Below are 17638 nucleotides of genomic sequence, written 5' to 3' on the forward strand. Positions count from 1 at the left end.
ATCGATCTGATCAGGGAATGGCCGACATCATAGCCACAGCGCGGCACGGAGGTAATGCGCAGGTCAGGGCCCCGCAGACGAAGGCGCGCAGGCATTGATCAGCTGCAGCTCCTGCGCCTTGCTGCACAGGAACTGTTGTTGCGCCTGCTGCGCGTCCGGCCCGGAATAACGCAGCAAGGTCCATTGCTCGTTCGCCTGCATGTGCGCACCCGGGGCCAGCTGCCGATACGGCGCGTGCACTTCCATTTCCAGCAGCCCGCGCTCGGGATGCTGCGGCGGTGCATCCAGATACAACTCCACCTGCCCCTGTTCCGGATGGATCGCCGCCAGCGGCTGATGCGCAAAGCGGATCACCAGGACCTGATCACCGGCGAAGCCCGCCATCCAGCCCGCCGAAGGCTGCAGCAACACCTTGCCACGCTGGACCAGCCCGTCCTTTCGTGCATCGGCACGCAACGCAAACACACCACCGTGGTGCCGATACGTGGGCGCAACCGTGCCAGGCTCGTTCGGTGGTTGCAGGCGAATGTCTGCCGCCTCGGCAACCGGGACGAACACGCGCGTGCCCGCCGCAACCCGCGTGTTGAACCACAGGTCCCAACTGATCGGATCCTTGCGAATATTGCGCGCAGTGGCCTCCACCTCCACGGTATCGGCACGCGTGGATGAAAGCGCGACGCGCTTGCGGAGCTGCACGCCGGTGACCGGACTGGGCACCCCCTCCAACATCAGTTCATCGCCACTACGGGTGACTGCACGTGTGGTTGCCAGCGACAGATACGGATCCGGCGGCCAAACCGCGGTGGCAGCCTTACGTGTGAGGTTGACCTGTTGATGCACCCACCACTGACTCTGCGGCCCCACCCACACATCGTGGCCGAGATACGGGATATCGCCTGCAGTCGCGGACACTTCTGGCGCGGGCTGCTGATCAACCGCCTCGCCGGTCTTCAACACGTTGGGGTGTCCACGCAAATTGAAGGACAGCACGCGCCCACCGAAGGCGGGCGTAGCACTGAGTTCAACAACTCCGTTGTGCAACTGGATGCGCTCAACTCCAGGTTTGGTGCTGGACGCAAGCTCTTCCGCGTATGCGCCTGTTGCCAGCGGCAACGCTGATGCACCCACAAGCATGATCGGCATTAAGTAGCGCAGTGAGGCAGGCATGGACGACTCCAATCACAGGACGTCACGATTGTGGCGCGATGCACGGCAACGCACCATCAAGCAATCGGCCGCTGCTGCTCCAAGCGCGCTGTTTGCTGTTATCCGAGGGCTACTGGCCAGCGGTCGTAACTGATCCAGAGCTGGAGGCTGGTGTTTCGATCAACGTGGGTCAGCTGGCCGGCGTTCAACGCTGGCAGCTGCTGCACCACACCGTCGCGCGTTGACCGATCGTGGCGTGTTTCAGCAAACGTCCACACTGCTTGCAGGTTTCACCCTCGCGCCCATACACCGTGAGTTCCTGCTCGAAATAACCGGGCGCCCCGTCCGGGCTGATGAAATCGCGCAGCGTGGTTCCGCCGCGCTGGATGGCGTAGCCGAGGATGTCTTTCACCGCCGTGGCCAGGCGCCGGTAACGGTCCAATGACACTTTGCCCGCTTCGCGTAATGGGCTGATTCCGGCGCGATGCAGGCTTTCTGCCGCATAGATATTTCCCACGCCGACGACGACCGCCTGATCCATCAGAAAGGTTTTCACTGCCGCGCGCCGGCCACTCGCCAGTGCATGCAGATAATCGCCAGTAAATGCATCCGACAAGGGTTCCGGACCAAGTGCCGCCAACAAATCGTGCACCTGTGCAGCGTGCTGCCACAACAGGCAACCAAACCGGCGCGGATCGTTGAAGCGCAGGATACGGCCATTTTCCAGGCTGATATCCACATGATCATGCGCCCGCGGCGGCGTATCGCCGGGTAACACGCGCAGGCTTCCGGACATTCCAAGATGCAGCAGCGCGCTGCCGCCGGCATCGGTATCGATCAACAGGTATTTGGCGCGACGACGCACGTCGGTGATGGTCGCGCCGGGCAACAGACGTTCGATCTGCTCAGGGATGGGCCAGCGCAGATCGGGCCGCCGCAGGATGACGCCGTGGATGCGTTGGCCGACCAGATGCGGTGCCAGCCCACGCAAGGTGGTTTCGACTTCGGGCAGCTCGGGCATGCACAACTCCAATCGACCAGGCCGGCGGCACGCCGGAGCGGATCAATATGGTGGCCAAACGCGGTAAATCCAGCTTTGCGGTCAGGGCAAGGTGGATGCCGCTGCAGTACCAGGAAGTGGGCCCCCAGCGTCAAGCGCGTGTCCTGGTATCGGTGCCCTGCTCCGATTGCGGCTTGCCGGTCCGAGTTCTGCAGTGACATTCAGACCTTTCGGCCTTGCTAGCGCGTCCTGCTTCAACGCAAGCGCCAGGCGCGAGCCCTGGCACCAGTGCCTGGCTCAGCCTGAGCGTCGAGCCTGCGGATGCGGATCCGCTGGTCCGCGTGCGTCCTCGCGCGGTGTTTTTGGCGGTTACGTTGCGGATTTTGGACAAAAAGAAACCCTCAGTCCTGTTGGACTGAGGGTTTCGGGTAAAGCCCCTGGCGATGACCTACTCTCGCATGGCTTGAGCCACACTACCATCGGCGCAGCTGCGTTTCACTTCCGAGTTCGGGATGGGATCGGGTGGTTCCACAGCGCTAATTTCACCAGGGAGACGGTTGGAGCGTCGCCATCCAAGAAACGGATTAAGGCGCCCAGTCTCGCATAGTTAACTTGTGACGTAGCTTGCGTTTGATGATCTACCAACGTTCGTTGGGACCAAGGCAACTTGAGGTTATATGGTCAAGCCGCACGGATCATTAGTATCAGTTAGCTCAATACATTGCTGTACTTACACACCTGACCTATCAACCACATAGTCTATATGGTTCCTTTAGGGGGCTTGTGCCCCGGGAAGTCTCATCTTGAGGCGCGCTTCCCGCTTAGATGCTTTCAGCGGTTATCGCTTCCGAACATAGCTACCCGGCAATGCCACTGGCGTGACAACCGGAACACCAGAGGTTCGTCCACTCCGGTCCTCTCGTACTAGGAGCAGCCCCTCTCAAACTTCCAACGCCCATGGCAGATAGGGACCGAACTGTCTCACGACGTTCTGAACCCAGCTCGCGTACCACTTTAAATGGCGAACAGCCATACCCTTGGGACCGACTACAGCCCCAGGATGTGATGAGCCGACATCGAGGTGCCAAACACCGCCGTCGATATGAACTCTTGGGCGGTATCAGCCTGTTATCCCCGGAGTACCTTTTATCCGTTGAGCGATGGCCCTTCCATACAGAACCACCGGATCACTAAGACCTACTTTCGTACCTGCTTGATCCGTCGATCTTGCAGTCAAGCACGCTTATGCCTTTGCACACAGTGCGCGATGTCCGACCGCGCTGAGCGTACCTTCGTGCTCCTCCGTTACTCTTTAGGAGGAGACCGCCCCAGTCAAACTACCCACCATACACGGTCCCTGATCCGGATAACGGATCTAGGTTAGAACGTCAAGCACGACAGGGTGGTATTTCAAGGATGGCTCCACTGCAGCTAGCGCCACAGTTTCATAGCCTCCCACCTATCCTACACAGACGAACTCAACGTTCAGTGTAAAGCTATAGTAAAGGTTCACGGGGTCTTTCCGTCTTGCCACGGGAACGCTGCATCTTCACAGCGATTTCAATTTCACTGAGTCTCGGGTGGAGACAGCGCCGCTGTCGTTACGCCATTCGTGCAGGTCGGAACTTACCCGACAAGGAATTTCGCTACCTTAGGACCGTTATAGTTACGGCCGCCGTTTACTGGGGCTTCGATCAAGAGCTTCGCCTTGCGGCTGACCCCATCAATTAACCTTCCAGCACCGGGCAGGCGTCACACCCTATACGTCCACTTTCGTGTTTGCAGAGTGCTGTGTTTTTGATAAACAGTCGCAGCGGCCTGGTTTCTGCGACCCTCTTCAGCTATAGCTCGCATGAGCCACCAAAAAGGGTGCACCTTCTCCCGAAGTTACGGTGCCATGTTGCCTAGTTCCTTCACCCGAGTTCTCTCAAGCGCCTGAGAATTCTCATCCTACCCACCTGTGTCGGTTTACGGTACGGTCTTCGTGAGCTGAAGCTTAGGAGCTTTTCCTGGAAGCGTGGTATCAGTGACTTTGCCATAAAGGCTCGTCTCGGTGCTCGGTCTTAAAGGATCCCGGATTTGCCAAAGATCCAAACCTACCGCCTTTCCCCGGGACAACCAACGCCCGGTACACCTAACCTTCTCCGTCCCTCCATCGCACTCACGCGAGGTGCAGGAATATTAACCTGCTTCCCATCGACTACGGCTTTCGCCCTCGCCTTAGGGACCGACTAACCCTGCGTCGATTAACGTTGCGCAAGGAAACCTTGGGCTTTCGGCGTGCGGGCTTTTCACCCGCATTATCGTTACTCATGTCAGCATTCGCACTTCCGATACCTCCAGCAGACTTCTCAATCCACCTTCGCAGGCTTACGGAACGCTCCTCTACCGCGCATAAAACAAGTTTTATGCACCCCAAGCTTCGGTTCACTGCTTAGCCCCGTTAAATCTTCCGCGCAGACCGACTCGACCAGTGAGCTATTACGCTTTCTTTAAAGGGTGGCTGCTTCTAAGCCAACCTCCTGGCTGTCTATGCCTTTCCACATCGTTTTCCACTTAGCAGTGAATTTGGGACCTTAGCTGTGGGTCTGGGTTGTTTCCCTTTTCACGACGGACGTTAGCACCCGCCGTGTGTCTCCCGGATAGTACGTACTGGTATTCGGAGTTTGCAATGGTTTGGTAAGTCGCGATGACCCCCTAGCCATAACAGTGCTCTACCCCCAGTAGTATTCGTCCGAGGCGCTACCTAAATAGCTTTCGAGGAGAACCAGCTATCTCCGGGTTCGATTAGCTTTTCACTCCTAATCACAGCTCATCCCCGTCTTTTGCAACAGACGTGGGTTCGGGCCTCCAGTACCTGTTACGGCACCTTCACCCTGGCCATGACTAGATCACCCGGTTTCGGGTCTACTGCCCGCGACTATGCGCCCTTATCAGACTCGGTTTCCCTTCGCCTCCCCTATACGGTTAAGCTTGCCACGAACAGTAAGTCGCTGACCCATTATACAAAAGGTACGCAGTCACTCTTGCGAGCTCCTACTGCTTGTACGCACACGGTTTCAGGATCTATTTCACTCCCCTCTCCGGGGTTCTTTTCGCCTTTCCCTCACGGTACTGGTTCACTATCGGTCGGTCAGGAGTATTTAGCCTTGGAGGATGGTCCCCCCATATTCAGACAGGGTTTCACGTGCCCCGCCCTACTCGTCTTCACTGGAGTGGCCCTTTTAAATACAGGGCTATCACCTTCTATGGCCAATCTTTCCAGATTGTTTTTCTAAAGCCATTCCAGCTTAAGGGCTGCTCCCCGTTCGCTCGTCACTACTTAGGGAATCTCGGTTGATTTCTTTTCCTCCGGTTACTTAGATATTTCAGTTCACCGGGTTCGCTTCCAGCAGCTATGAATTCACTGCAGGATACTGCCGAAGCAGTGGGTTTCCCCATTCGGACATTGCCGGATCAAAGCTTGTTGCCAGCTCCCCGACACTTTTCGCAGGCTACCACGTCCTTCATCGCCTCTGACCGCCTAGGCATCCACCGTGTGCGCTTATTCGCTTGACCATATAACCCCAAGTTGCCTCGGGGTCACATGCCGTGTTGTGTGGGGTACAAAGCCACCAACGCGAACATACGACTCAATTATTTAGGGACTCGAAGTCCCCGCCTTAGCCTCAACGACACGTTTAGATAGATATCTCAAACGCTCGCTACGTCACAAGTTATAAAAGAACATGTATCAGCCTCAACGCTGATCCATATAAATTCTTAAGTGTGCACTACATTCAGAGTGGTGGGTCTGGGTAGACTCGAACTACCGACCTCACCCTTATCAGGGGTGCGCTCTAACCACCTGAGCTACAGACCCGAAGTCTTTTCACTCAATATGGTGGAGCCTGTCGGGATCGAACCGACGACCCCCTGCTTGCAAAGCAGGTGCTCTCCCAGCTGAGCTAAGGCCCCAAAAGGGACTTCGCATACCGACCTGTGCCGGTATGAATCTCTGAATGCAGGTAATTTGTGAGGACGCCCGACAGGAACAATGATGTCATGCTCAAAAGGAGGTGATCCAGCCGCACCTTCCGATACGGCTACCTTGTTACGACTTCACCCCAGTCATCGGCCACACCGTGGCAAGCGCCCTCCCGAAGGTTAAGCTACCTGCTTCTGGTGCAACAAACTCCCATGGTGTGACGGGCGGTGTGTACAAGGCCCGGGAACGTATTCACCGCAGCAATGCTGATCTGCGATTACTAGCGATTCCGACTTCATGGAGTCGAGTTGCAGACTCCAATCCGGACTGAGATAGGGTTTCTGGGATTGGCTTACCCTCGCGGGTTTGCAGCCCTCTGTCCCTACCATTGTAGTACGTGTGTAGCCCTGGTCGTAAGGGCCATGATGACTTGACGTCATCCCCACCTTCCTCCGGTTTGTCACCGGCGGTCTCCTTAGAGTTCCCACCATTACGTGCTGGCAACTAAGGACAAGGGTTGCGCTCGTTGCGGGACTTAACCCAACATCTCACGACACGAGCTGACGACAGCCATGCAGCACCTGTCTCACGGTTCCCGAAGGCACCAATCCATCTCTGGAAAGTTCCGTGGATGTCAAGACCAGGTAAGGTTCTTCGCGTTGCATCGAATTAAACCACATACTCCACCGCTTGTGCGGGCCCCCGTCAATTCCTTTGAGTTTCAGTCTTGCGACCGTACTCCCCAGGCGGCGAACTTAACGCGTTAGCTTCGATACTGCGTGCCAAATTGCACCCAACATCCAGTTCGCATCGTTTAGGGCGTGGACTACCAGGGTATCTAATCCTGTTTGCTCCCCACGCTTTCGTGCCTCAGTGTCAGTGTTGGTCCAGGTAGCCGCCTTCGCCACGGATGTTCCTCCCGATCTCTACGCATTTCACTGCTACACCGGGAATTCCGCTACCCTCTACCACACTCTAGTGACCCAGTATCCACTGCAATTCCCAGGTTGAGCCCAGGGCTTTCACAACAGACTTAAACCACCACCTACGCACGCTTTACGCCCAGTAATTCCGAGTAACGCTTGCACCCTTCGTATTACCGCGGCTGCTGGCACGAAGTTAGCCGGTGCTTATTCTTTGGGTACCGTCAGAACAATCGGGTATTAACCGACTGCTTTTCTTTCCCAACAAAAGGGCTTTACAACCCGAAGGCCTTCTTCACCCACGCGGCATGGCTGGATCAGGCTTGCGCCCATTGTCCAATATTCCCCACTGCTGCCTCCCGTAGGAGTCTGGACCGTGTCTCAGTTCCAGTGTGGCTGATCATCCTCTCAGACCAGCTACGGATCGTCGCCTTGGTGGGCCTTTACCCCGCCAACTAGCTAATCCGACATCGGCTCATTCAATCGCGCGAAGCCCGAAGGTCCTCCGCTTTCACCCGTAGGTCGTATGCGGTATTAGCGTAAGTTTCCCTACGTTATCCCCCACGAAAGAGTAGATTCCGATGTATTCCTCACCCGTCCGCCACTCGCCACCCATAAGAGCAAGCTCTTACTGTGCTGCCGTTCGACTTGCATGTGTTAGGCCTGCCGCCAGCGTTCACTCTGAGCCAGGATCAAACTCTTCACTTAAAATTACATGTCCGAAGACAAATACTTTAGCTGCAGAAGTTCAACCACTGACAACTTATCGCTTGCAAAGCAATTAATATGTTGCTTTTTGATTAAACGTCTGCAAGATGGACAATCATCCTTCCTGCAGGCGTCCGCACAAATTACCTGCGCACACTGTCAAAGAACATTGGGAAGTGGCCTCAGCGCCGTTCCCGTCAGCTTCGTCGTTTCCGCCGAAGCGAGCCGCCCATTATAGCGGACTTTTTCTTGCCGTCAACACCTCATTTCGAGGTGGTTGACGCTGCTTCGTTTCGACCCGAAGGTTTTCTGCGAAGCGAGCCGGCCATATTAGCAGGCTTTTCATCTTCGTCAACCCCTCGTGAAGAGGAAGTTGCCGCCGCTGCACCTCAATCTGCCGAAGCATCTTTCCGTGTAGCGAGCCGCCCATCATAGCCGGCTTTTTCGTTTCGTCAACACCTTGTGATGTTTCCGATTCGCCCCGTTCGTTGTCGCGGTGCTTCGAGAAGCGCCGCCGTCCTGAGCGAGGCCGCGCAGTTTATCGAGACTGTGCAGAAGTGCAAGCACTTTTTGACACTGGCATGACAGGCACGTGCTTGCGCCCATGCACGGCCCTGATTTCACGTGCCATGCGGTGTATCGGATCTGCTCCCTCTATCCAGGACATGGCGCAGGATTGACGCGGTGGAGCCGCGCGGCACTTTCCATGCAGGACGAAAAGCACCGTCGATAGAGCAACCACACAAGCTGCCGCGGTATCGATCAACGGCGCGCTCGGTGAAAATGCGGGCACCAGAGATAGAGACCTCACGATGCCTCCTTCCCGCAGCCTGCTTCGCGATCTGTCCCTGCCTGCGATTGCCGCGGGCTTTGTCACGGTACTGGTGGGCTTTGCCAGTTCTGCGGTGATCGTGTTCGAGGCGGCACGTCACCTGGGGGCGGACCAGGCCCAGATCGCCTCGTGGATGTGGGCACTCGGGATCGGCATGGGCGTGACCTGCATCGGCCTGTCGCTGCGTTACCGGGTGCCGGTGGTGACGGCCTGGTCCACGCCGGGCGCGGCGATGCTGATCGGCAGTGCGGCCGGGGTGCCGTTGCGCGAGGCGATCGGGGCGTTTGTGGTGGCGGCGGTGCTTGGCATGCTGGCCGGCTTTTCTGGGCTATTTGAGAAGGCAATCCGGCGCATTCCGATCTCGCTGGCCTCGGGCATGCTGGCCGGGGTGTTGTTGCGCTTCGGGCTGGACCTGTTTGTGGCGATACAGAGCCAGGCGTTGCTGGCGCTGGCGATGCTGGCGGCCTATCTGGCCGGGCGACGCTGGTTTGCACGCTATGCGGTGATTGCGACCTTGCTGGTCGGCTTGGCGATTGCGGCAGGGGGCGGGTTGATGCAGTGGAAGAGCGTGCAGCTTGAACTGGCCCACCCGGTGCTGGTGGTGCCGTCGTTGTCGTGGGCGGCGCTGTTCGGGCTGGCGATTCCATTGTTCGTGGTCACCATGGCCTCGCAGAACGTGCCGGGCGTGGCGGTGATCCGCGCCTCCGGCTACAGCGTGCCGATCTCGCCGACGATCGGCTGGATCGGGGTGGTCAATACGCTGCTGGCGCCGTTCGGTGGCTATGCCTTGAACCTGGCGGCCATCACCGCGGCGATCTGCATGGGCCGCGAGGCGCACGAGGATCCGGCGCGGCGTTACGCCGCTGCGGTAAGCGCGGGCGTGTTCTATGTGCTGATCGGCGTGTTCGGCGCCACCGTGGCGGCGGTGTTTGCGGCCTTCCCGCGCGAGCTGGTGATGGCGATCGCCGGGATTGCCCTGCTGGGTACGATCGGCAACAGCCTGGCGGCGGCCCTGCAGCAGGACAGCGAGCGCGAAGCGGCCTTGATCACCTTCCTGGTGACCGCATCGGGGCTGACGCTGGGCGGGATCGGCGCCTCGTTCTGGGGCCTGGTGGCCGGAGCGGTCACCTTGTTGGTGTTGCGGCGGCGGGCTTAGCGACCGGTCAAACCGCCAGACGGGCGCGCGGTGCGGGCAGTCCTTCGGATTCGGCCATCGACAACCGCTCCTGACCGCGCGCTCGACGCGGACCAGGCCCACGCGGAACACGTTCTGTATCACGCGCAAACTGCGGTTCCTGCGCGCCATCCGCACCCACCTTACGACTGCGCACCACGTTTTACTGCCCACGCTTAGCTGCGGCAGGCCATCTGGTTGTCGACCGGGCTTATTCGGGGTCGCGTAGCTGCAGCAGCCAGTGGGCAGTGACGCCGTTGGGGCTGGGCAGGGGTTCGAGATGGAACTGACGGTAGACCGGCGCGCTGTCCTGCGAGCGCAGCGGCAGGGTGACGTAGGCGGCGCGGCCTTGGCGCAATGCCTCCTCGAGCAGTTCCACCTGGGGCGGGGCGGCGTCGCTGGCCAGCAGGGACAGGATGTCGCAGCCGATCAGGTCGGCCACTTCGGTCTGGCTGAGTTCCGCGAAGGCCGGGTTGACGAACATCAGCCGGTGCGCGGCCGTGGTGCCACGCTCGATGATGGCCACGCCATCGCGCAGGCGCGAGAGCGAGGCTTCGAGCAGGGTGAAATCCTGCTGGAAGCGCTTGCGCTCCATCAGTTCGATCAGCACGCGCAGGCTGCGCGCCGATTCCAGGTGCAGCGGCGACCAGCGCCGCGCGCGACCGCGCACGGTCTCCTGCCAGAGGTCGAAGCTCTTGCGTGGCGACAACCGTGAGTTGGGGATGTCCGCCAGCTTGGCCAGCTGTGGATTGCCGGCCCATTTGACCTGCTGCACCTGCTCGCGGCGGGTCCACAGCAAGGCGCTGCGCGATTGCGGCATCAGCGGCACGAAGATGAAGCCGGCGGCCAGCGGGGCAAGGTCGGCCAGCTCGGGGAACACCTCGCCGATCGCATCCACATGCAGGGCGCCGACCGCATCTTCGCGCAGGGCGTCGTGGTGTTCGGATTCGATGTGGTCGCGGATGCGGCGCAACGCGGCCGCGTCCGGGGTGCTGCCATGCCGGCTGATCTCGCCGCCGTGGAAGATCGCCACCCCATCGGCGTCGACCACGTCCATCAGGTCCGGCGCCATGTCGGCGAGCATTTCCACGGTCATCTGGTCGGCGTCGTTGAAGTCGGTGATCAGCTTCTCGCGCACGGTGAGCAGCACCGATTCCATGTGCGCGCGCGCCACCGCCTGCAATCCGCCGATACGCCCGGCCAGCGCGCGAGTCACCGCATCGGTGGCATCGCGCATGGCATGGCTGGTGAAGTGCGGGCTGTAGTGGTGGCAGGAGATCAGCCCCCATAGCGCATCGTTGACGACGATCGACGACACCAGCGTGGCGGTCACGCCCATGTTGGCCAGGTATTCCAGGTGCACCGGCGAGACGCTGCGCAGGCTGACATCGCTCAGATCCACCGGGGTGCCCAGACGCGGATGCAGCGTGGGCTCGATCGGCGAGGCCCGATAGCCGACATCGGCGATCTGGCGGACGCGGTTGCGCAGGTACAGCGCGCGCGCCTGGGCCGGGATGTCGGTGGCCGGGTAATGCAGGCCGAGATAGGCGTCCAGCTCGGGCTGGCGCGCTTCGGCGATGACGTCGCCGTTCCACTCTTCATCGAAGCGATACACCATCACCCGGTCGAAGCCGATCATGCTGCGCAGCCCCTTGGCGGCGCGCACGGCGGCTTCGGCGATGCCGGGATCGCGCTCGATACTGCGCAACAACGGCAGTGCTTCGCGCAGGGTGACATCCATCAGGCGTGCGTCGCGCGGCTCGATCTCGACCAGCCATTGCTCCGGATACAGATGCCAGGCGGCCACCCACGGGTGGTCGGTGGCGGCCGCGCGCAGGGGGAAGCGCACGTCGGCATGCAGCAGGTGCTGCGCTTGGTCCTCGACCACGAACGGCTGCTCGCCGGGCAGTTCCAGCACCTGGGTGTAGGCCATGCCCAGCAGCTCGGTCAGCGGCACCCCGAGCAGGTCGGCGGCGGTGGTGCTGGCCTGCACGATGCGACCATCGGCCGGCTCGATCACCAGCAAAACGCCGTACGGCTGGATCAGGCCGGGGATATGGATCGGCTCACGCGCACAGACATCCATGTCCAGGGGTTCGGTAGGCTGATTCACGCGCGCGGCTCCGCTGCAAGACAGGTGTGGAAGTGGGCAAACATGCGCTGCGCACCGTCGATGGCGGCCTCGCGCGCGGATGCAGTGTCCAGGCGTTGGTCGAGCACCGCCTGGAAACGGCGCCAGCCGGCCGGATCGTCGTTGGCCAGTTCGAAATACCGCAAGGCGTCGGCCAGCGCCGGCTGCTGCTTGCGCAAGATGCGCGCGATCATCCGCCCACCCAGTTGCGAGCCTTCGATGACGTAGAGCATGCCCCAGCGCGCGGCATCGCTGCCGGCGGCGGGCGCTGCGATGGCCGTCTGCGGTTGCTGGCCCAGCGTGTGCAGGTCCTCGCGCAAGGCCGGTACGCGGCGGCGATACGGCCAGCCACTGCCGGTCAGGGTGCTGAGCCAGTCGCTCAATTGCACTTCGAAGCCGGCCAGCAAGGCGTGGTGCCGGCGCAGGATCAGCGCGTAGGCGGCGCGATCGACCTGCCCCTGCCCCAGCGCCTGCATCAGCGGAACCGTTTCGACCAGGCGATGGGTGTCCTGCGTGGCATGGCGCAACGCGAGCGCGGCCGAGGGCGGAACAGCCAGGGTGTCAGGACACATAGGGAGTCGAAGCGGTGCTGCGGTACGGAGTGCATCAGCCTAGCAGCGACTGCGCAAATCAGATAAAGCGGGCGCGAGCACAAGCTGAATAGGTTGGCATCAGCCTTGGACGGCGGGGGCCACGCCGGCGCCCCGCCCTGCCCGCTTCCAGGCCATGACCCAGCCTGCGGCCAGCAGGAGACCCGCCAGCAACCACGGGGCGCCAGGCAGATGCAGCGGTGCGCCGCGGCCGATGAACCAGGCGAACACATTGGCAAACAGCAACGGACCGGCGATGCCGGCCAGGCTGACCAGGCTGGTCAGCGCGCCTTGCACGCGACCCTGCGCATCGGCGCCGACTTCGCGGGTGATCAGGGCCTGCGCGGCCGGTGCGGCGATCGCCCAGAACGCGCTGATCGGCACGCCGACCAGGAACGCGGCGCCGCTGTCGGCCAGCCCGTAGATGACGAAACCGACCACCCCGCAGCCCAGGCCCAGCAGCAGCGCACGGCGTTCGCCCAGCCAACGCACCAGCCGGCCGACCAGCAGCGCATTGACGATGATGCTGCACACGCCGACGCCGGCCAGCACCCAGCTCACCTCGCGCGGGCCCCAGTGATACTGATACCCGGCGAACAGCACGAAGATGCTGGGGTAGACGTAGTGCGCCAGGTTGGCCAGGAACACCACCGAGGCCAGTCCGAGTACCTGCGGATAACGGCGCAGCAACTTGAGCGCGCCCAGCGGGTTGGCATGGGACCAGTCCAGGCGTGGCGTGCGGCGTTCGGCAGGCAACGATTCGGGTAGTACGAACCAGCCATACAGCACGTTCAACAGCGCCAGCCCGGCGGCAAACCAGAACGGCCAGCGCAGGCCGATGCTGCCCAGCCAGCCGCCGATCAACGGGCCGGCGACAAACCCAATACCGAAGGCCGCGCCAAGCATGCCGAACGCGCCGGCCCGTTTGTCGGCCGGGGTGACGTCGGCGATGTAGGCATTGGCGGTGGAGAAGCTGGCCGAGCACACCCCGGAGATCACCCGCGCCAGCAGCAGCATCGGCAAGGAATGGGCGACCGCCATCAGGATGAAATCCAGGCCCAGCCCCAGGCACGAGAGCAGGATCACCGGGCGGCGGCCGTAGCGGTCGGACAGGGTGCCCTGCAGCGGCGAGCAGACGAACTGGATGGCGGCGAACAGGAAACCGAACCAGCCGATCCAGCCGGCCGCGACGGCGTAGTCGCCCCCGGTGAACTGGCGCACCAGATCCGGCAGCACCGGAATGATCACGCCGAAGGACAGCACGTCGATCAGCACGGTGATGAAGATGAAGATCAGCGCGGCGCGGCGCCGGCCCGTGGCGGGAGCGGAATCGGCGGAGGGAGACATCGCGCAGCCCAGGGTAGCGAGGCGGGAAGTGTAGCTGCGGATGGAGATCGGTTGCCCCGGGGGGCACTGATGGAGTGCGGACCCAAGCGCCGCCTGGCGGCTGGTGCTGAGTGCCTGGATGGCCGCTGGCCCTCATCCGCCCTTCGGGCACCTTCTCCCGCGAGCGGGAGAAGGAGTGGCATGGTGCCGGTGATCGGTTATTCGACGCTGATGGTCTGGCTCAGCGTGTGATGGCGCCGGGGGCGAATTCGATCACGTCCGGGCCGGCATTGGCTGCTGCCAGGGCCGGCATCTTCTTCCGCGAGCGGGAGAAGGAGTGGCGTGGTGCCGGTGATCGGTTATTCGACGCTGATGGTCTGGCCCAGCGTGTGGCTGGCGCCGGGGGCCAGTTCGATCACGTCCGGGCCGGCATCTTCTCCCGCGAGCGGGAGAAGGAATGGCATGGTGCCGGTGATCGGTTATTCGACGCTGATGGTCTGGCTCAGCGTGTGGCTGGCGCCGGGGGCGAGTTCGATCACGTCGGGGCCGGCATTGGCCGCTTCCAGGCAGACGTAGTCACGCCAACCATCGCCCACGTCGGCCATCTTTTTGCCGGCCTCTTCGCCCGGGTTCCAGGCCACCAGCGAGCGGCTGCCCTGGGTGGCGATGACGATGCGGCGGCCGAGCACCGGGTCGGTCAGGGTGTAGCGGCCGCCGGCGTTGGTGTAGATGCGGTCGCTGCGACCGGGGTCGCGCGGATCGCGCAGGCTCCAGTCGCCTTGCTGGCGGTGGGCGGTGGCGTAGTTCTCGTACTTGTCCAGGTAGTCCAGCCCGTCCAGGCCCTGCACGCTGACGGTGAGCGCGTCGCCGACCCGGAAATAGTTGTGCAGTGCCTGGGTGAAGCGCACCGGGGCCGGGCTGGTGTTTTCGGTGATCAGGCGTTGTTCGAGGGTGCGGCCGATGCGCAGGGTCATGCGCAGGCGCAGCGCCAGGTCATCGAAACTGGGCGGGGTCAGCGTGAGCACCAGCGTGCCGTCGTCCTCGCGCCGGCTCTCGGTGAGCTGCCAGGGCACGGTCCGCACGAAGCCGTGCGCGGGGACCTCGCCGGTCTGGTCCTGGCGGCCGAAGTATGGCCAGCACACCGGGGCGCCGCCGCGGATCGGGGTGGGCGGCTGCTTGGCGGTGGGCGACAGCCACATCACGTCCTGCCCGCCCTTGGGCACGAACGACAGCAGCTGGCCGCCGAACAGGCTGATGGCCGCGGTGGAGAACGGGGTGTCGATCAACAGCGAGGGGAAACCGTGGAAATCGCCTGTGCGCAGGCCGGTGAGGTCGGACATGGGAGGTGCCTTCTGGACGATGGGGGATTGGGCAAATGCGGGGTACGCGGCCGGCAGCGTGAACGCGGTGGCGCGGACAGCAGCCGCGCCGGTCGCCGGCGGGGCGGCGCGCAGGGCGGTGAGGATGCGTTGGCCGGGGCGGCCGTCGGCCGGCTGCAGGCCCAGGCGGGTCTGTTCGACCTGGATGGCGCGCCGGCTGGCGGTGCCGATCATGCCGTCGGCCTCGCCGATCAGGTGGCCGCGGGCCAGCAGCAATTGCTGCAGTTCGCGCCGTTCGGGGCGGCCCAGGCCGGGGTCGTCGGTGGGCCAGGCGGCGACCAGGCCGGGGCCGCCGCGCAGGCGATCGGCGAGCAAGGCGATCGACAGCGCATAGCTTTCGGCGGCGTTGTAGGCGTAGATCGCGTCGTAGTTGCGGAACACCAGGAACGCCGGGCCGGTGGCGCCGGCCGGCAGCAACAGGGCGGCCGGGGCATCGGCGGGCAGGCCGCTCGGCGCCAGGGCCTTGCCGTCGCTGCCGAGCAGCCCTGCGTTCTGCCAGGCCTGCAGCGGCTGGCGCCGGGTGCGGCCGGCCTTGCTGGCGTCGAAGCCGGCCGGCAGGCGCACTTCCATGCCCCAGGGACGGGCGCGCTCCCAGCCGGCCTTGACCAGGTAGTTGGCGGTGGAGGCCAGCGCGTCGGGAATGCTGGCGACCAGGTCGCGGCGGCCGTCGCCGTCGCCATCCACCGCGATGCGGGCATAGGTCGAGGGCATGAACTGGGTCTGCCCGAAGGCACCGGCCCAGGAGCCGGTCAAGCCATCCGGCGACAGGTCGCCTTGCTGCAGCAGGCCGAGCAAGGCGAGAAATTCGCCACGGAAGAACGGCTGGCGGCGGCCGGCGCACGACAGCGTGGCCAGCGAGACCAGCAGCGGGCGCTTGCCGGTGACGCGGCCGTAGTCGCTCTCCACGCCCCAGACCGCCACGATGGTGGCCGGATCGACGCCGGTCTGTTCGGACAGACGCGTGAGCAGGTCGCGATGGGTGACCAGCATCGCCCGGCCGTCGGCCACGCGCTGGCTGTCGACCAGGCTGGCGAGGTAGTCCCAGATCGGGGTGGTGAATTCGGGCTGGGCATCGAGCAGCGGCAACACGCTGGGATCGGGCGCCAGGCCGCCGGTGAAACGCTGGAAGTCGGCGGCCTGCACGCCCTTGGCGGCGGCCTGGGTCTGCAGGCCGGCCAGGCAGCGGTCGAATGCCGGATCGGCGCAGGCGATCAGCGGCAGCAGCGCCAACAGCGCGGGCAGGACGCGCCGGGACGGCGTCACGGCGCGGTGGCCGGCGTGTGGACGGAGGTCATGCGGTGGAGCGCTCCTGCGGCAAGTCGAGCCGACGAGGATAGCCAACCTGGCTGGTTGCAGGCGTGCAGGTGGCGATTGTCACGATGTCGCCGCGTCAGCGTGCGCTGCGCTCGCTGGTGGCAACGTGCCGGGGTGCGGGTGCGCACGCTTTCCAGACCGATGCGCGCAGCCAAGACACCGGATGATCCGATGAGGTGATGACCTTCCAGCGAGCGATGTCGCGTGCCGAGGCGAGATGCAGAACCGGCGCGCCTGGTGGATGCGATGCGCCAGCCCAGCGGCGTCGATCGCCGCGCCTAGCTGCCGTCGCCGGTGATGCCGGTCAGCAGCGACAAGGCCGGGCTGGAGGGGCTGGCGTCGGACACACGGCGGGCACGGGCCCTGCGCGGGGCGTCGTGGCGGGGACCGAACCAGATCAGTGCAGTGGCCAGGCAGGCCGGCAGCACGATCGCAAACACCACGATGGCCGCAAGCACCCACTGCCAGAGATTGAAGGTTGCCATGATCGTGTCTGCCCCGCGGCGCGCTCCGCCGAGGCGGCAAGCTTCCGGGATCGGCTGCGAACGTGGCGTCGACAAAGCGTGCCGGTCCGTGCCGTTCGTCTGGCTGAACGGCTTCACGGCCTGCGGCCAGGGCGCAAGACGCGTCCAGGCCTGCGCCTGCTCAGTGCGCGTCGAGGTAATACCACTGGCCGTCTTCGCGCACGAAGCGGCTGTGTTCGGTCATGCGCACCGCACTGCCGCCGCCGATACGGTAGCGGGCCAGAAACGCCACCTCGGCCGTGTCGGTGCCGGTGACGAGGGCGCGTTGCACGGTCAGGCCGAGCCAGGTGGTGCGGCCGCCCTCGTCCAGCGACAACGCGGGTGGGCGCGTGGACGGATGCCAGCTGGCGAGCAGGTACGCCACATCACGGCGGACGTAGGCGCTGTAGCGCGCACGCATCAGGGTCTCGGCATCGGGCGCGGCGGCACCGGCGTGGTACTGGCCGCAGCACTGCGCGTAGGTGGCGGCGCGGCCGCAGGGACAGGGATCGGTGGGTGTGGAGGTCGGCATCGGGCGATTGTGCGGGAATTGGGAATTGGGAATTGGGAATTGGGAGTTGGGAAGTAGGGAAGTAGGGAAGTAGGGAAGTAGGGAAGTAGGGAAGTGAGAAGTGGGGAACGGGG

9 protein-coding genes, 2 tRNA genes and 3 rRNA genes are annotated in these 17638 nt (G+C 63.1%); 1 reads left to right on the forward strand and 13 read right to left on the reverse strand.

The genetic code is table 11. The annotated features are described in order from the left end of the window. Window positions 1-63 precede the first annotated feature (63 nt). The 7 genes from CPBF1521_RS20900 to CPBF1521_RS20930 all read right to left on the reverse strand — a co-directional run bounded on the left by CPBF1521_RS20900 (window position 64) and on the right by CPBF1521_RS20930 (window position 7744). Window positions 64-1167: a DUF4380 domain-containing protein gene (locus CPBF1521_RS20900; RefSeq protein ID WP_115678161.1), complete on the reverse strand. Its 1104-nt coding sequence runs from the start codon at window positions 1165-1167 to the stop codon at window positions 64-66. Window positions 1168-1351: 184 nt separating this feature from the next. Beyond that, complete coding sequence (mutM, locus tag CPBF1521_RS20905; RefSeq protein WP_115678162.1) at window positions 1352-2167, reverse strand: bifunctional DNA-formamidopyrimidine glycosylase/DNA-(apurinic or apyrimidinic site) lyase; 816 nt, start codon at window positions 2165-2167, stop codon at window positions 1352-1354. Window positions 2168-2581: 414 nt separating this feature from the next. After that, a 5S ribosomal RNA gene (gene rrf, locus CPBF1521_RS20910) occupies window positions 2582-2696 on the reverse strand. A gap of 127 nt (window positions 2697-2823) precedes the next feature. Beyond that, window positions 2824-5704 (reverse strand): 23S ribosomal RNA (locus tag CPBF1521_RS20915). A gap of 227 nt (window positions 5705-5931) precedes the next feature. After that, window positions 5932-6008 (reverse strand) — tRNA-Ile (locus tag CPBF1521_RS20920). Window positions 6009-6027: 19 nt separating this feature from the next. Beyond that, a tRNA-Ala gene (locus tag CPBF1521_RS20925) sits at window positions 6028-6103 on the reverse strand. Window positions 6104-6197: 94 nt separating this feature from the next. Continuing rightward, window positions 6198-7744, reverse strand: a 16S ribosomal RNA gene (locus tag CPBF1521_RS20930). Together the 16S, 23S and 5S rRNA genes with 2 tRNA genes alongside form the textbook arrangement of a ribosomal RNA operon. Before the next feature lie 812 nt (window positions 7745-8556). Between CPBF1521_RS20930 and CPBF1521_RS20935 the strand changes: the two genes are divergently transcribed. Then, entirely contained in the window at window positions 8557-9732 is a 1176-nt protein-coding gene (locus tag CPBF1521_RS20935; RefSeq protein ID WP_115678163.1) for a benzoate/H(+) symporter BenE family transporter, read from the forward strand. A 229-nt stretch (window positions 9733-9961) separates the two neighbouring features. Here CPBF1521_RS20935 and bphP read toward each other — a convergent pair whose 3' ends face one another. The 6 genes from bphP to CPBF1521_RS20965 form a co-directional block, all read right to left on the reverse strand. Further along, on the reverse strand, window positions 9962-11863 hold the full coding sequence (bphP, locus tag CPBF1521_RS20940; protein ID WP_115678164.1) for a bacteriophytochrome BphP: 1902 nt from the start codon (window positions 11861-11863) through the stop codon (window positions 9962-9964). Then, window positions 11860-12453 (reverse strand): biliverdin-producing heme oxygenase, encoded by a 594-nt coding sequence (locus CPBF1521_RS20945; protein WP_104586032.1) that lies wholly within the window; start codon window positions 12451-12453, stop codon window positions 11860-11862. Before CPBF1521_RS20945 ends, bphP begins: the two co-directional genes overlap by 4 nt. 99 nt (window positions 12454-12552) lie before the next feature. After that, window positions 12553-13818 (reverse strand): TCR/Tet family MFS transporter, encoded by a 1266-nt coding sequence (locus CPBF1521_RS20950; RefSeq protein ID WP_115678165.1) that lies wholly within the window; start codon window positions 13816-13818, stop codon window positions 12553-12555. A 458-nt stretch (window positions 13819-14276) separates the two neighbouring features. Next, entirely contained in the window at window positions 14277-16439 is a 2163-nt protein-coding gene (locus CPBF1521_RS20955; RefSeq protein ID WP_115678166.1) for a lytic murein transglycosylase, read from the reverse strand. A gap of 329 nt (window positions 16440-16768) precedes the next feature. Continuing rightward, window positions 16769-16975 carry a hypothetical protein gene (locus tag CPBF1521_RS20960; RefSeq protein ID WP_104586054.1) on the reverse strand — a complete coding sequence of 69 codons (207 nt, stop codon included), beginning with the start codon at window positions 16973-16975 and terminating at the stop codon, window positions 16769-16771. A gap of 160 nt (window positions 16976-17135) precedes the next feature. Next, window positions 17136-17525, reverse strand: a complete 390-nt coding sequence (locus CPBF1521_RS20965; protein WP_115678167.1) for a YchJ family protein — start codon at window positions 17523-17525, stop codon at window positions 17136-17138. Between the last annotated feature and the right edge of the window lie 113 nt (window positions 17526-17638).

This window comes from Xanthomonas euroxanthea (assembly GCF_900476395.1).
Taxonomy (GTDB): Bacteria; Pseudomonadota; Gammaproteobacteria; order Xanthomonadales; family Xanthomonadaceae; genus Xanthomonas; species Xanthomonas euroxanthea.

Bases quoted from the DNA above. Each gene is read 5' to 3' on its own strand.
- CPBF1521_RS20900 (WP_115678161.1), bottom strand. From the start codon at position 1,167: ATGCCTGCCTCACTGCGCTACTTAATGCCGATCATGCTTGTGGGTGCA.
- mutM (WP_115678162.1), bottom strand. From the start codon at position 2,167: ATGCCCGAGCTGCCCGAAGTCGAAACCACCTTGCGTGGGCTGGCACCG.
- CPBF1521_RS20935 (WP_115678163.1), top strand. From the start codon at position 8,557: ATGCCTCCTTCCCGCAGCCTGCTTCGCGATCTGTCCCTGCCTGCGATT.
- CPBF1521_RS20945 (WP_104586032.1), bottom strand. From the start codon at position 12,453: ATGTGTCCTGACACCCTGGCTGTTCCGCCCTCGGCCGCGCTCGCGTTG.
- CPBF1521_RS20950 (WP_115678165.1), bottom strand. From the start codon at position 13,818: ATGTCTCCCTCCGCCGATTCCGCTCCCGCCACGGGCCGGCGCCGCGCC.
- CPBF1521_RS20960 (WP_104586054.1), bottom strand. From the start codon at position 16,975: ATGGCAACCTTCAATCTCTGGCAGTGGGTGCTTGCGGCCATCGTGGTG.
- CPBF1521_RS20965 (WP_115678167.1), bottom strand. From the start codon at position 17,525: ATGCCGACCTCCACACCCACCGATCCCTGTCCCTGCGGCCGCGCCGCC.